General features: G+C 61.1%; 12 protein-coding genes. 9 read left to right on the top strand and 3 right to left on the bottom strand.

Annotated elements, in window-relative coordinates; all coding sequences use genetic code 11:
• Nucleotide 1: 1 nt before the first annotated feature.
• The 5 genes from ABOC32_RS11560 (at nt 2) to ABOC32_RS11540 (ending at nt 5,504) form a co-directional block, all read left to right on the top strand.
• Nucleotides 2-505 carry an ureidoglycolate lyase gene (locus tag ABOC32_RS11560; protein WP_016488365.1) on the top strand — a complete coding sequence of 168 codons (504 nt, stop codon included), beginning with the start codon at nt 2-4 and terminating at the stop codon, nt 503-505.
• A gap of 43 nt (nt 506-548) precedes the next feature.
• A complete protein-coding gene (locus tag ABOC32_RS11555; RefSeq protein WP_016488366.1) occupies nt 549-1,877 on the top strand; it encodes a urate hydroxylase PuuD in 1,329 nt (442 codons plus the stop codon).
• A 207-nt stretch (nt 1,878-2,084) separates the two neighbouring features.
• Complete coding sequence (locus ABOC32_RS11550; RefSeq protein WP_012273436.1) at nt 2,085-3,440, top strand: nucleobase:cation symporter-2 family protein; 1,356 nt, start codon at nt 2,085-2,087, stop codon at nt 3,438-3,440.
• Nucleotides 3,441-3,580: 140 nt separating this feature from the next.
• On the top strand, nt 3,581-4,366 hold the full coding sequence (locus ABOC32_RS11545) for an outer membrane protein OmpK (RefSeq protein WP_426811100.1): 786 nt from the start codon (nt 3,581-3,583) through the stop codon (nt 4,364-4,366).
• 355 nt (nt 4,367-4,721) lie between these two features.
• On the top strand, nt 4,722-5,504 hold the full coding sequence (locus tag ABOC32_RS11540) for an outer membrane protein OmpK (protein WP_426811099.1): 783 nt from the start codon (nt 4,722-4,724) through the stop codon (nt 5,502-5,504).
• 78 nt (nt 5,505-5,582) lie between these two features.
• Here the strand turns inward: ABOC32_RS11540 and ABOC32_RS11535 are convergent, their stop codons facing one another.
• Nucleotides 5,583-5,897, bottom strand: coding sequence for a hypothetical protein (locus ABOC32_RS11535; RefSeq protein WP_426811098.1), 315 nt, complete (start codon nt 5,895-5,897; stop codon nt 5,583-5,585).
• A gap of 154 nt (nt 5,898-6,051) precedes the next feature.
• On the opposite strand from ABOC32_RS11535, the gene ABOC32_RS11530 reads away from it, so the two are divergent.
• Nucleotides 6,052-7,995, top strand: coding sequence for an LTA synthase family protein (locus tag ABOC32_RS11530; RefSeq protein ID WP_426811097.1), 1,944 nt, complete (start codon nt 6,052-6,054; stop codon nt 7,993-7,995).
• Nucleotides 7,996-8,138: 143 nt separating this feature from the next.
• Here ABOC32_RS11530 and ABOC32_RS11525 read toward each other — a convergent pair whose 3' ends face one another.
• Nucleotides 8,139-9,053, bottom strand: a complete 915-nt coding sequence (locus tag ABOC32_RS11525; RefSeq protein WP_426811096.1) for a DUF808 domain-containing protein — start codon at nt 9,051-9,053, stop codon at nt 8,139-8,141.
• Nucleotides 9,054-9,185: 132 nt separating this feature from the next.
• Between ABOC32_RS11525 and ABOC32_RS11520 the strand changes: the two genes are divergently transcribed.
• The gene (locus tag ABOC32_RS11520; RefSeq protein ID WP_426811095.1) at nt 9,186-9,797 is read left to right on the top strand and encodes a TetR/AcrR family transcriptional regulator; all 612 of its coding nucleotides are present in this window, start codon (nt 9,186-9,188) and stop codon (nt 9,795-9,797) included.
• 135 nt (nt 9,798-9,932) lie between these two features.
• Here the strand turns inward: ABOC32_RS11520 and ABOC32_RS11515 are convergent, their stop codons facing one another.
• Nucleotides 9,933-10,373 carry a GlcG/HbpS family heme-binding protein gene (locus ABOC32_RS11515; protein WP_426811094.1) on the bottom strand — a complete coding sequence of 147 codons (441 nt, stop codon included), beginning with the start codon at nt 10,371-10,373 and terminating at the stop codon, nt 9,933-9,935.
• A 257-nt stretch (nt 10,374-10,630) separates the two neighbouring features.
• Here ABOC32_RS11515 and gcl point away from each other — a divergent pair, with 257 nt between their 5' ends.
• Nucleotides 10,631-12,406 (top strand): glyoxylate carboligase, encoded by a 1,776-nt coding sequence (gene gcl, locus ABOC32_RS11510; RefSeq protein WP_426811093.1) that lies wholly within the window; start codon nt 10,631-10,633, stop codon nt 12,404-12,406.
• Nucleotides 12,407-12,460: 54 nt separating this feature from the next.
• The gene (gene hyi / locus ABOC32_RS11505) at nt 12,461-13,243 is read left to right on the top strand and encodes a hydroxypyruvate isomerase (protein ID WP_049273327.1); all 783 of its coding nucleotides are present in this window, start codon (nt 12,461-12,463) and stop codon (nt 13,241-13,243) included.
• Nucleotides 13,244-13,343 lie beyond the last annotated feature (100 nt).

Here is a 13,343-nt window from a genome sequence, read left to right as displayed (position 1 = left end):
CATGCGCACCCTGATGATCGAGCCCCTGACCAAAGAAGCCTTCGCCCAGTTCGGAGACGTGATCGAAACCGACGGCAGCGACCACTTCATGATCAACAACGGCTCGACCATGCGCTTCCACAAGCTCGCCACGGTCGAGACCGCCGAGCCCGAAGACAAGGCGATCATCAGCATCTTCCGCGCCGACGCGCTGGACATGCCGCTGACCGTACGCATGCTGGAACGCCATCCGCTGGGCAGCCAGGCTTTCATCCCGCTGCTCGGCAACCCCTTTCTGATCGTGGTCGCGCCCGTTGGCGATGCACCTGTATCAGGCTTGGTCCGCGCCTTCCGCAGTAATGGCAGGCAGGGCATCAATTACCATCGCGGCGTTTGGCACCACCCGGTGCTCACGATCGAAAAGCGGGATGATTTCCTGGTGGTTGATCGCAGTGGTTCTGGCAACAACTGCGATGAGCATTACTTCACCGAGGAACAGATGCTGATCCTCAATCCCCACCAATAAGAAAAGGTCGATCATCGCTAGGTGATCGGCAGAGGTACATACTGTGGAAGCACACCTTCACGAATGGCTGAACCTGAGCATTCGCTGGGTTCACATGATCACCGGTGTCGCCTGGATCGGTGCATCGTTCTACTTCGTCTGGCTGGAGAACCACCTGAACCGAAGCAACCCGCGCGATGGGTTGTCGGGTGATCTCTGGGCAATTCACGGCGGTGGTATCTACCACCTGGAGAAATACAAGCTCGCACCCCCGAAAATGCCCGAGAACCTGCACTGGTTCAAATGGGAAGCCTACTTCACCTGGATGTCCGGTATCGCCCTGCTGTGCGTGGTGTTCTACTGGAACCCGGCGCTGTACCTGCTGGCCCCTGGCAGCACCCTGAGCGGTGCCGAAGGCGTGGCCATCGGTATCGGCTCGCTGATCGCCGGCTGGTTCATCTACGACTTCCTGTGCGACTCGCCCCTGGGCAAGAAGCCAGCGCTGCTCGGCGGTGTACTGTTCGTGCTGATCATCGCCGCCTGCTGGGGCTTCAGCCTGGTGTTCAGCGGCCGTGGTGCATACCTGCACACCGGCGCGATCATCGGCACCATCATGGTCGGTAACGTGTTCCGCATCATCATGCCGGCCCAGCGCCAGCTGGTGGCGGCGATCGAGAACAACCAGACGCCCGACCCGGTACTGCCGGCCAAGGGCCTGCTGCGCTCGCGCCACAACAACTACTTCACCCTGCCGGTGCTGTTCATCATGATCAGCAACCATTTCCCGAGCACCTACGGTAGCCAGTACAACTGGCTGATCCTGGCCGGTATCGCAGTAGCCGCGGTTCTGATCCGCCACTACTTCAACACCCGCCACGACAGCAACAAGTACGCCTGGACCCTGCCCGTCGGCGCCCTGGCGATGATCTGCCTGGCCTACGTCACCGGCCCGAAACCGATGGCCGTAAGCCCTGAGCAAGCCGCAGCCAAGGTCGAGTACCAGCCGCTGCCTGCGACCGCCGTCGGTGGCAAGACCGCTGCCGAGCAGCGCGCCGAGGACGCCGCCAAGGCTGCCGAAGCGCCGGCTGCACCTGCGCAAGCACCGGCCCAGGCCGCTGCCCAGGCCGGTGGTGGCGACTTCGACAAGATCCACAATGTCATCCAGGAACGCTGCACCGTGTGCCACTCGTCCAAGCCGACCAGCCCACTGTTCAGCGCCGCCCCTGCCGGCGTGATGTTCGACACCCCGCAGCAGATCCAGGCCCAGGCCGCGCGCATTCAGGCGCAAGCGGTCGCCAGCCAGATCATGCCACTGGGCAACATCACCCAGATGACCACCGAAGAGCGCAAGCTCGTCGGCGACTGGATCGCCAAAGGCGCCCAGGTCAACTGACAAACCAGTCGGGCCGAAACCGTTCCCTGTGGGAGCGGGTTCACCCGCGAAGAGGCCGGCACTCCCGGCCTCTGTTTCAAGACATACGCAACAAGCAAGCATCGAGCGTTCAACTGCAAGCGGGAACCACAGGCTCTCTTCATCGAGAAACTGCCGCTTGTACCCAACGCTTGGATCCGAGAATAAAAACAAAACTCGAGGTGCTGCATGTCCGAGTCACGCAAGGCGTACATCCCCATTGCGCCGCCGCGAGAGCCTCTGCCCTTGTTCCAACTGATCCTGGTTGGCCTGCAACACGTTCTGCTGATGTACGGTGGCGCGATTGCCGTGCCGTTGATCATTGGCCAGGCTGCTGGGTTGTCCCGTGAAGAAGTCGCTTTCCTGATCAACGCCGACCTGCTGGTCGCTGGCGTCGCCACCATCATCCAGTCGTTCGGTATCGGCCCGGTGGGCATCCGCATGCCGGTGATGATGGGTGCCAGTTTCGCTGCCGTCGGCAGCATGGTTGCCATGGCCGGCATGCCCGGCGTGGGCCTGCAGGGGATCTTCGGCGCGACCATCGCCGCCGGGTTCTTCGGCATGCTGATCGCGCCGTTCATGTCCAAGGTCGTCCGCTTCTTCCCGCCGCTGGTCACCGGTACGGTGATCACCTCGATTGGCCTGTCGCTGTTCCCGGTGGCAGTCAACTGGGCCGGTGGAGGGCATGAAGCGGAAACCTTCGGCTCGCCGATCTACCTGCTGGTGGCCGGCCTGGTGCTGGCGGTCATCCTGTTGATCAACCGCTTCATGCGCGGCTTCTGGGTCAACGTGTCGGTACTGGTGGGCATGGGCCTTGGCTACATCCTGGCCGGTTCCATTGGCATGGTCGACCTGTCTGGCCTGAAAGACGCGCCGTGGTTGCAGGTGGTAACCCCACTGCACTTCGGCATGCCGACCTTCAGCCTGGCGCCGATCCTGTCCATGTGCCTGGTGGTGGTGATCATCTTCGTCGAGTCCACCGGCATGTTCCTGGCCCTGGGCAAGGTGACTGATCGCGAAGTCACGCCGGGGATGCTGCGTCGTGGCCTGCTGTGCGATGCCGGTGCATCGTTCATTGCCGGCTTCTTCAACACCTTTACCCACTCCTCGTTCGCCCAGAACATCGGCCTGGTACAGATGACCGGGGTGCGCTGCCGCTTTGTCACCATCGTGGCCGGTGCACTGCTGATCCTGCTCAGCCTGCTGCCAAAGGCGGCCTTCCTGATTGCCTCGATCCCGCCTGCGGTACTGGGGGGCGCGTCCATTGCCATGTTCGGCATGGTCACCGCCACCGGGATCAAGATTCTTCAGGAGGCGGACATCGGCGACCGCCGCAACCAGTTGCTGGTGGCGGTGAGCGTCGGCTTCGGGCTGATCCCCGTGGTGCGTCCGGAGTTCTTTGCCCAGATGCCGCAGTGGATGGAACCCATCACCCACAGTGGTATCGCCATGGCCACGGTCAGTGCCCTGGTGTTGAACGTGCTGTTCAACATCCTCGGTGGCGCCGACCGCGCGGTGCACAACGACGCCTGTCACCAGCATTGAGCCAAAAGGGGCGGCGCTATGCCGCCCCTCACCCACATCTGCAGTAACCGCTACGCCGTCGACCCGCCGGAATGGGTCGCCCGGGGCGCTTGCGCGCCAAAAAAACCGCCAACAAAAACAATAAGTCCGGGAATCACAACATGAAGCGCATCACCACGTCCCTGTTGTTGGGCAGCAGCCTGCTGGCCACCCTACCCTCGCATGCAGGCGAATGGCTGCAATGGCACGGCGAAAGCCTGACCTACCTGTATGGCAAGGACTTCAAGGTCAACCCTGATATCCAGCAGACCATCACGTTCGAGCACGCCAACAAATGGAAGTACGGCGACACCTTCATGTTCGTCGACAAGATCTTCTACAACGGCAAGGCCGACCCCGGCAAAGGCGTGACCACCTACTATGGCGAGTTCAGCCCGCGCCTGTCGTTCGGCAAAATCTTCGACCAGAAGCTTGCCTTCGGCCCGATCAAGGACGTGCTGCTGGCCATGACCTACGAGCGTGGCGAAGGCGACAACGCAGCCTATCTGATCGGCCCCGGCTTTGACCTGGACATCCCCGGCTTCAACTATTTCACCCTCAACTTCTACGTGCGCAACACCGAGGGCAGCCGCCCCGGTGACAACGTCTGGCAGATCACCCCGGGCTGGTCGTACACCATCCCCGTGGGCAGGTCTGACATTCTGATCGACGGTTACATGGACTGGGTCACCGACAACGACCAGACCCGCCGTGGCACCTATCACGCCAACCTGCACTTCAACCCGCAGGTCAAATACGACTTGGGCAAGGCGCTGAACCTGGGCGCCAAGCAGCTGTACGTGGGCTTTGAGTACAGCTACTGGAAGGACAAATACGGCATCGACAGCCGCGGCAACCTGGACAGCAACCAGAGCGTCGCCAGCGCCCTGATCAAAGTGCATTTCTAAGAAACTGACCAAACGCACAAGTTTGAATCACCCCGCTCCAGGACGGAGCACTTGAGGCGCGGCGCGCAAGCCAGTAATCTGCGCGCCCCCTCGATCAGGGCAGAACGGATTCTGCCTGCGTTTACTGACCGCTCAGTCAATGAATACGGGCGGTTGGCCAACGTGTTGCCAGCCTGAAAGACCCTTTTCATCCGTTCAGAACGAAGTCGAGCAGGAAGGTTTTGCCAACCCGGAAAAGTTGGCTCAACCCTTGCCAAACAGCTGTGGCCTATCGAAAAAAGCTGACTCGCAAGACAACAAAAAGGCGCCAATACCGAGCGCTGACAACAGATCAATCAAGGGAGCGACACTCGCAATGCGTACCATCAACAGCCTGATCCTCGCCGGCGGCCTGCTGGCCTGTGGCACCACCTACGCCGACGACCTGCTGCAATGGCAAAACAACAGCCTGACCTACCTGTGGGGCAAGAACTTCAAGGTCAACCCGGCGATCCAGCAAACCGTCACGTTCGAGCACGCCGATGGCTGGAAGTACGGCGACAACTTCATCTTCGTCGACAAGATCTTCTACCAAGGCCAGAAAGACGCCGGCAATGGCCCGAATACCTATTACGGTGAGATCAGCCCACGCCTGTCGTTCAACAAGATCTTCGACCAGAAGGTCGAGTTCGGCCCGGTCAAGGACGTGCTGCTGGCGATGACCTACGAGTTTGGCGAGGGTGACACCGAGTCGTACCTGATCGGCCCGGGCTTCGACCTGGCCATCCCCGGCTTCGACTACTTCCAGCTGAACTTCTACCAGCGCACCACCGACGGCAGCCGTGCTGGCGACAACGTGTGGCAGATCACCCCGGTGTGGTCCTACACCATCCCGGTGGGTGATTCCGACGTGCTGATCGACGGCTTCATGGACTGGGTGGTGGACAACGACGAGAACCGTCGCGGTACCTACCACGCCAACCTGCACTTCAACCCGCAGATCAAGTATGACCTGGGCAAGGCCCTGCACCTGGGCGAGAAGCAGTTGTACGTGGGTGTGGAATACGACTACTGGAAGAACAAGTACGGCATCAAGGACAGCGATGCCTTTACGACTGACCAGAACACCATGAGCTTCCTGGTAAAAGTGCACTTCTGATGCGCTGAAACGTGACAGCGCGTTGACTTTTCAACGCGCCGTTACGTGTAGTTCGACGCACATCATGTAAGTAATTTCCTACAACTTATTCAGCTCAATCTTACTTACAATAAAACCTGCCTTGAAAGTCAGAGCGACTATACAAGGTAACAACATGCCAAACAGTAAAAGACCCGCCTCTACCTGCCAGTGTTCCAGCACTCGCAATATATCCAGCACCAACATGATACTGCTGATCGTCAACGCCAGGCCGAACACTGCACAGCACTTATACAACGCCTCGATCCCCACCCCTTGCAGCAGCAGCCACAGGCCCAGCGCGCCCCAGGCCATGGCCGTAGCCAGGTAAAGCGCCAGGTGGTACACATCGTAAGTCAACACATTTCCAAACATGGAGTCCTCCTCCTTACCTGTGGGAAAAATAACGTGCTGACTATAGGCCCAGTCCTTCTACCCGAACACTGCGAAATTTTGACAAAATTTTTGCACTTCACCCTCTAGCATGCTTTTCTTCTTGCACTCAAAAAAAAGAAAACAGGCCTACTTAATGCGCACGCCCCTCGCCGCCCCATGGCGGTATCTTCTGTTAGTTTGCTCACTGTGGTTTGGCATCTTCCTGCTGACCCGCCTGGTATTACTGGCTACCCATCTGGATGAAGTTCATGGCGACTATCTCTCGTTATTCTTCAGTGGTGCCCTGTACGACCTGAGCTTCCTCACCTACGCCGCCCTGCCGCTGGGGCTGTACCTGGCCGTGTGCCCGAGAGCTTTGTGGCGCACACGCTGGCATCGCCGGCTGATGGGCGGGGTACTGGTCGTCAGCCTCTTCGTGATGTTGTTTGTCGCGGTGGCCGAGTGGCTGTTCTGGGACGAATTCGGCGTGCGCTTCAACTTCATCGCGGTCGACTACCTGGTGTACTCCAAGGAAGTGCTGGACAACATCCGCGAGTCCTACCCCCTGCCAACCCTGCTGGGCAGCATCGCCGTCGTCGCCGTGCTGCTTGCCCTGGTCTTGCGCAAGCCCCTGGCACACGCGCTGGCAGCACCGGGCGCGACCCTGCGCCAGCGCCTTGGCGGCCTTGCCGTGCTGGCGCTTCTGGGTGGCCTGAGTGTGCTACTGGTCGACCAGCAGTTCCCCCGCGGTCAGGGCGGTAACGCTTACCAGCGCGAACTGGCCAGCAACGGCCCATACCAGTTCTTTGCCGCGTTCCGTAACAACGAACTCGATTACACCCAGTTCTATGCCAGCCTTGAATCGGCAGAAGCCGGTGCGCAGATGCATCAGGAGCTGGCCGAGCCCAACGCCCGGTTCCAGGCCAGCGAGCCCGAAGATATTCGCCGCCACATCAGCGCCGACGGCACGCCACGCAAACCGAACATCATCCTGGTCACCATCGAAAGCTTCAGTGCCAAGTACATGGGCAGCAACGGCGACCCGCGCAACCTTACGCCCAACCTGGATGCCCTGCGCCGCGAGAGCCTGTACTTCAACAACTTCTACGCCACAGGCACCCGTACTGATCGCGGCCTGGAGGCCATCACCCTGTCGATCCCGCCAACGCCGGGGCGCTCCATTGTCAAACGCATTGGCCGTGAAAGCGGCTACGGCAGCCTCGGCCAGCAACTGGCCGCAGTCGGCTATGACCCCGTGTTCGTCTACGGTGGGCGCGGCTACTTCGACAACATGAATGCCTTCTTCAGCGGCAACGGCTACCGCATCGTCGACCAGAGCAGCGTGGATGAAAGCGAAATCAGCTTCAAGAACGCCTGGGGCATGGCCGATGAAGACCTGTATCGGCAAGCCCTGAAACTGGCCGATGCCGACCATGCCAAGCAGCAGCCGTTCCTGCTGCAGCTGATGACCACGTCCAACCACCGCCCTTATACCTACCCGGACGGCCGAATCGACATCCCGTCCGGCGACGGCCGCGAAGGCGCGGTGAAGTACACCGACCATGCCATCGCCCAGTTCCTGCGCGAGGCCAAGGGCAAGCCGTGGTTCGACAACACCCTGTTCGTCTTCGTCGCCGACCACACCGCCGGTAGCGCCGGCGTGGAAGACTTGCCGGTAAGCAACTACCAGATTCCGCTGTGGATCTATGCGCCCAAGCTGATCGCCCCCCGCGAGGACGCGCAACTGGCCAGCCAGATCGACCTTGCACCGACCTTGCTCGGCTTGCTCAACCTGAGCTACACCTCGACCTTCTTCGGCCGCGACCTGCTGCGCGAGGATAGCTTGCCGCCACGGGTACTGATCGGCAACTACCAGCACCTGGGGCTGTTCGACGGCAAGGACCTGGCGATCCTCAGCCCACGCGGCGCCATGCGCGTGCACCAGGACGCCTTGGGCAACAGCCGGGAAATGGCTGCCGGCACCGACAACCCGCTGGTCCGCCGGGCTATCGCCTACTACCAGAGTGCCGCCAACGACTTCAGCAAAGGGCTGCTGGCCTGGAAGCCACAGGATCAAGGTGCGGTGGCCGAACAGTAAATAAACTGTGTGGATGGCACCGGCTTCGCCGGTGTTCGCGGGCTTGCCCGCTCCCACAGGGTCAGTGCTGGTCCTGAGGTTTGCGCTGTACTTGTGGGAGCGGGCAAGCCCGCGAACCGGGGCAGAGCCCCGGCCATGCAACCTTATGTGGCAGGCCGGACTGCCCGCCACAATTTGCCGGCAACCGCCACCACCGCCAGCACCACGGCACCGGCTACCACCCCGGCCACGCCGTTGAGCAGCGCCCCGGTCAGCGCGCCCCCGCGCCCCTCGCTGAACGCCTCGATGGCGTGATGCAGCGGCTCGATGCCATGCACCAGAATACCGCCACCGACCAGAAACATCGCCGCCGTGCCGATCACCGACAGGCTCTTCATCATGTACGGCGCAGCACGCAGGATGCCGTTGCCGACGGCCTGGGCCAGGCTCGAGGCCTTTTGGGTCATCCACAACCCCAGGTCATCAAGCTTGACGATGCCGGCCACCAGCCCGTAAACGCCGATGGTCATGACGATGGCGATGCCCGACAGCACGATGATCTGCTGGGTAAGCGGCGCATCGGCCACGGTACCCAGGGTGATGGCGATGATTTCTGCCGACAGGATGAAGTCGGTACGCACCGCGCCTTTGATCTTGGCCTTCTCGAACGCCACCAGGTCGACATTGGCGTCAGCCACGGCTGCCTTTCGGGCATTGCGCTGCGCGTCGTCCTCTTCCTTGCTGTGCAAGAACTTGTGCGCCAGCTTCTCGAAGCCTTCAAAGCACAGGTAAGCGCCACCGATCATCAACAACGGCGTAACCGCCCACGGAATGAATGCGCTGATCAGCAGCGCCGCCGGCACCAGGATGGCCTTGTTGACGAACGACCCCTTGGCCACCGCCCACACCACGGGGATTTCGCGCTCGGCGCGCACGCCGGTCACCTGCTGGGCATTCAGCGCCAGGTCGTCACCCAGCACACCCGCAGTCTTCTTCGCCGCGACTTTGGTCATGAGCGAGACGTCGTCCAGCAGCGTGGCGATGTCGTCGATCAGTACCAGTAGACTGCTTCCTGCCATGTTTGCCTGTTTCCACTGAAATGAATGTGCCGGAGTCTAGCCGAAAGTCGCTGCCTTGAGCGCCCGTCAAGCCCGGTGCTACCATGCCCGATCCCTCATAGAGGTGGCCAGACACGAGGAAGATCCCTGACCATGAGCACCATTCGCGAGCGCAACAAGGAACTGATCCTGCGCGCGGCCAGCGAGGAATTCGCCGACAAGGGCTTCGCCGCCACCAAGACCAGCGATATCGCGGCCAAGGCCGGCCTGCCCAAGCCAAACGTGTATTACTACTTCAAGTCCAAGGACAACCTCTACCGCGAGGTCCTGGAAAGCATCATCGCGCCGATCATGCAGGCATCCACGCCGTTCAATGCCGACGGTGACCCCAGGGAAGTGCTGAGTTCTTACATTCGTTCGAAGATCCGCATTTCGCGCGACCTGCCGCACGCCTCCAAGGTATTCGCCAGCGAGATCATGCACGGCGCCCCGCACCTGTCGCCGAACCAGGTGGAGCAGCTGAACGAGCAGGCCCGGCACAACATCGAGTGCATCCAGCGCTGGATCGACCGCGGGCAGATCGCCCATGTGGACGCGCACCACCTGATGTTCAGCATCTGGGCGGCGACCCAGACGTATGCCGACTTCGACTGGCAGATTTCTGCGGTGACGGGTAAGGCGAAGCTGGCCGACAGCGATTATGACGCGGCGGCGGAGACCATCATTCGCATGGTATTGAAAGGCTGTGAGCCTGAGGCAGCCTGACAGGGCCAATGGGGCTGCTTTGCAGCCCAATCGCCGGCAAGCCAGCTCCCACAGGTACACCACAGTTCTTGAACACTGTGCTGTACCTGTGGGAGCTGGCTTGCCGGCGATTGGGCCAGAACAGGCAATAGAGATTTAGGCTGCTACCCCGGCATCTGCCCGCAACCCCACATGCTCGATCGCACTGATCGCACACTGCTCGTCGATATCCGACGTATCGCCGCTGATCCCCACCGCACCCAGCACCTTGCCGTCCTGATCACGAATCAGCACTCCCCCCGGTGCCGGCACCACCGGCCGTTCACCCATCCCGTTCAACGCGGCAAAAAACGCCGGACGCTGCTGCGCATCCAGCGCCAGCAAGCGCGAGCCCTTGCCCAGGGCAATCGCCCCCCAGGCTTTGCCAGTGGCCACTTCAGGGCGGATCAGGCTGGCGCCATCCTCACGCTGCAGCGCCAGCAGGTGCCCGCCGGCATCCAGCACCGCCACGGTCAGTGGCGCGGCATTGATCTTGCGGCCCGCTGCCAGTGCGGCATTGACCAGGCTGACAGCGACTTTCAGGTTCAAGACGTTCATGGAAAGGTCCTCTTCTTGTTGTGAGAAGCCCTAAGGGCAGTTGAAAACCGATAGGGCAAATAGAACACAACGAAAGGTATTTTTGTATACAATATTTTGAAACGATCGTATGCGATGGCGCAAATAGCCGTTTTCATGGCCGCTCTGACGAAACCTGGCCCACCCGATGAAAACCCATTGACCTAAGCCGCCAGCCGTGAATACACTCTGTCGCAAAGCAAGTTGTATACAATTACAAAATCGATGAGGCACAACCCATGAGCAAAATGAGAGCAATCGATGCAGCCGTTCTGGTCATGCGCCGTGAAGGTGTAGATACCGCGTTCGGCATTCCAGGGGCTGCCATCAACCCGTTGTACTCGGCCCTGAAGAAAGTCGGTGGCATCGATCACGTCCTCGCTCGCCACGTCGAAGGTGCCTCGCACATGGCCGAGGGCTACACCCGTGCCAATCCGGGCAACATCGGCGTGTGCATCGGCACTTCCGGCCCAGCCGGCACCGACATGGTCACCGGCCTGTACAGCGCCTCGGCCGACTCCATCCCGATTCTGTGCATCACCGGCCAGGCCCCGCGTGCACGCCTGCATAAAGAAGACTTCCAGGCCGTCGACATCACCAGCATCGTCAAGCCGGTGACCAAGTGGGCGACCACCGTTCTGGAGCCGGGCCAGGTGCCTTACGCCTTCCAGAAGGCCTTCTTCGAAATGCGCAGCGGCCGCCCAGGCCCGGTACTGATCGACCTGCCGTTCGACGTGCAGATGGCCGAAATCGAATTCGACATCGATGCCTACGAGCCGCTGGCCATCAACAAACCGTCCGCCACTCGCGTACAGGCTGAAAAAGCCCTGGCCCTGCTGAACGACGCCGAGCGCCCACTGCTGGTAGCCGGTGGCGGCATCATCAACGCCGACGCCAGCGACAAACTGGTCGAGTTCGCCGAACTGACCGGCGTACCGGTAATCCCGACCCTGATGGGCTGGGGCACCATCCCGGACGACCACGCACAAATGGTCGGCATGGTCGGCCTGCAGACGTCGCACCGCTACGGCAACGCCACCCTGCTGAAATCCGACCTGGTGTTCGGTATCGGTAACCGTTGGGCCAACCGCCACACCGGTTCCGTCGACGTCTACACCGAAGGGCGCAAATTCGTGCACGTGGACATCGAACCGACCCAGATCGGCCGCGTATTCACCCCGGACCTGGGTATCGTTTCCGACGCCGGCAACGCACTGGACGTGTTCCTGGAAGTGGCCCGCGAGTGGAAAGCCGCTGGCAAGCTGAAGTGCCGCAAGGCCTGGCTGCAAGACTGCCAGGAGCGCAAGGCCACCCTGCAGCGCAAGACCCACTTCGACAACGTGCCGGTCAAGCCGCAGCGCGTGTACGAAGAGATGAACCAGGTATTCGGCAAGGACACCACCTACGTCAGCACCATCGGCCTGTCGCAGATTGCCGGCGCGCAGTTCCTGCACGTGTACAAGCCACGCCACTGGATCAACTGCGGCCAGGCCGGCCCGCTGGGCTGGACCATCCCTGCCGCACTGGGTGTTGTGAAAGCAGACCCGAAACGCAAGGTTGTCGCGCTGTCGGGTGACTACGACTTCCAGTTCATGATCGAAGAGCTGGCAGTGGGCGCGCAGTTCAACCTGCCGTACGTTCACGTGCTGGTGAACAACGCCTACCTGGGCCTGATCCGTCAGGCGCAGCGTGGCTTCGACATGGATTACTGTGTACAACTGGCGTTCGAGAACATCAACTCGACCGACGCCGCCACCTACGGTGTCGACCACGTTGCAGTGGTCGAAGGCCTGGGCTGCAAGGCCATTCGCGTGTTCGAACCGGCCGAGATCGCCCCTGCCCTGCTCAAGGCACAGAAAATGGCCGAAGAGTTCCGGGTACCGGTCGTGGTCGAAGTGATTCTCGAGCGTGTGACCAACATTTCCATGGGCACCGAGATCAACGCGGTCAACGAGTTCGAAGACCTGGCGCTGGTCGGCAACGACGCGCCAACCGCCATCTCGATGCTGGACTGATCGCCTGACGCCCCCAGGCACGCCCTGGGGGCCTTCATCGCAAGGAGACAACTCATGCCTCGCTTCGCTGCCAACCTGTCCATGCTGTTCACCGAACAGGACTTCCTGGCCCGCTTCAAGGCTGCCGCCGACGCTGGTTTCAGTGGTGTCGAATACCTGTTCCCGTACGACTTCAGCGCTGCCGAAATCAAACAGCAGCTGGAAGCCAACGGCCTGACCCAGGTGCTGTTCAACCTGCCTGCTGGCGACTGGGCCAAAGGTGAGCGCGGTATCACCTGCCACCCCGACCGCATCGAAGAATTCCGTGCCGGTGTCGACAAGGCCATCGAATACGCCAAGGTGCTGGGCAATACCCAGGTCAACGCCCTGGCCGGTATCCGCCCACAAGGCCCGGACTGCGCCACCGTGCGCAAGACCTTCGTCGAGAACCTGCGCTACGCTGCCGACAAGCTCAAGGCCGCCGGTATTCGCCTGGTCATGGAAATGATCAACACCCGTGACATCCCGGGCTTTTACCTGAACACCACCCAGCAGGCCCTGGAAATCCAGGCCGAGGTGGGCAGTGACAACCTGTTCCTGCAGTACGACATCTACCACATGCAGATCATGGAAGGTGACCTGGCGCGCACCATGGAAACCAACCTGCAGCTGATCAACCACATCCAGCTGGCCGACAACCCCGGCCGTAACGAGCCGGGTACTGGCGAGATCAACTACCGCTTCCTGTTCGAGCACCTGGACCGCATTGGCTACCAGGGCTGGGTCGGCGCGGAATACAAGCCCAAGACCACCACCGAAGCAGGCCTGGGCTGGCTGAAGACCCATAACGCAATTTGAACGGTTGGGCGCTAACCCCCTGTGAAACACAAAACCCTGTGGGAGCGGGCATGCCCGCGAACACCGGCATAGCCGGTGCCATCCACCGAGTCGCCTGTTT

The sequence above is a fragment of the Pseudomonas sp. WOUb67 genome, assembly GCF_050058005.1.
In the GTDB taxonomy this organism is placed as follows: Bacteria; Pseudomonadota; Gammaproteobacteria; order Pseudomonadales; family Pseudomonadaceae; genus Aquipseudomonas; species Aquipseudomonas putida_R.
Note: the sequence above shows the minus strand (reverse complement) of the source record. Positions and strands in the feature narration are given on the sequence as shown.

Coding starts and splice junctions, on each gene's coding strand:
- ABOC32_RS11515 (WP_426811094.1), bottom strand. CDS start 10,373: ATGAACGTCTTGAACCTGAAAGTCGCTGTCAGCCTGGTCAATGCCGCA.
- hyi (WP_049273327.1), top strand. CDS start 12,461: ATGCCTCGCTTCGCTGCCAACCTGTCCATGCTGTTCACCGAACAGGAC.
- ABOC32_RS11540 (WP_426811099.1), top strand. CDS start 4,722: ATGCGTACCATCAACAGCCTGATCCTCGCCGGCGGCCTGCTGGCCTGT.
- ABOC32_RS11520 (WP_426811095.1), top strand. CDS start 9,186: ATGAGCACCATTCGCGAGCGCAACAAGGAACTGATCCTGCGCGCGGCC.
- gcl (WP_426811093.1), top strand. CDS start 10,631: ATGAGCAAAATGAGAGCAATCGATGCAGCCGTTCTGGTCATGCGCCGT.
- ABOC32_RS11560 (WP_016488365.1), top strand. CDS start 2: ATGCGCACCCTGATGATCGAGCCCCTGACCAAAGAAGCCTTCGCCCAG.
- ABOC32_RS11535 (WP_426811098.1), bottom strand. CDS start 5,897: ATGTTTGGAAATGTGTTGACTTACGATGTGTACCACCTGGCGCTTTAC.
- ABOC32_RS11530 (WP_426811097.1), top strand. CDS start 6,052: ATGCGCACGCCCCTCGCCGCCCCATGGCGGTATCTTCTGTTAGTTTGC.
- ABOC32_RS11545 (WP_426811100.1), top strand. CDS start 3,581: ATGAAGCGCATCACCACGTCCCTGTTGTTGGGCAGCAGCCTGCTGGCC.
- ABOC32_RS11525 (WP_426811096.1), bottom strand. CDS start 9,053: ATGGCAGGAAGCAGTCTACTGGTACTGATCGACGACATCGCCACGCTG.
- ABOC32_RS11550 (WP_012273436.1), top strand. CDS start 2,085: ATGTCCGAGTCACGCAAGGCGTACATCCCCATTGCGCCGCCGCGAGAG.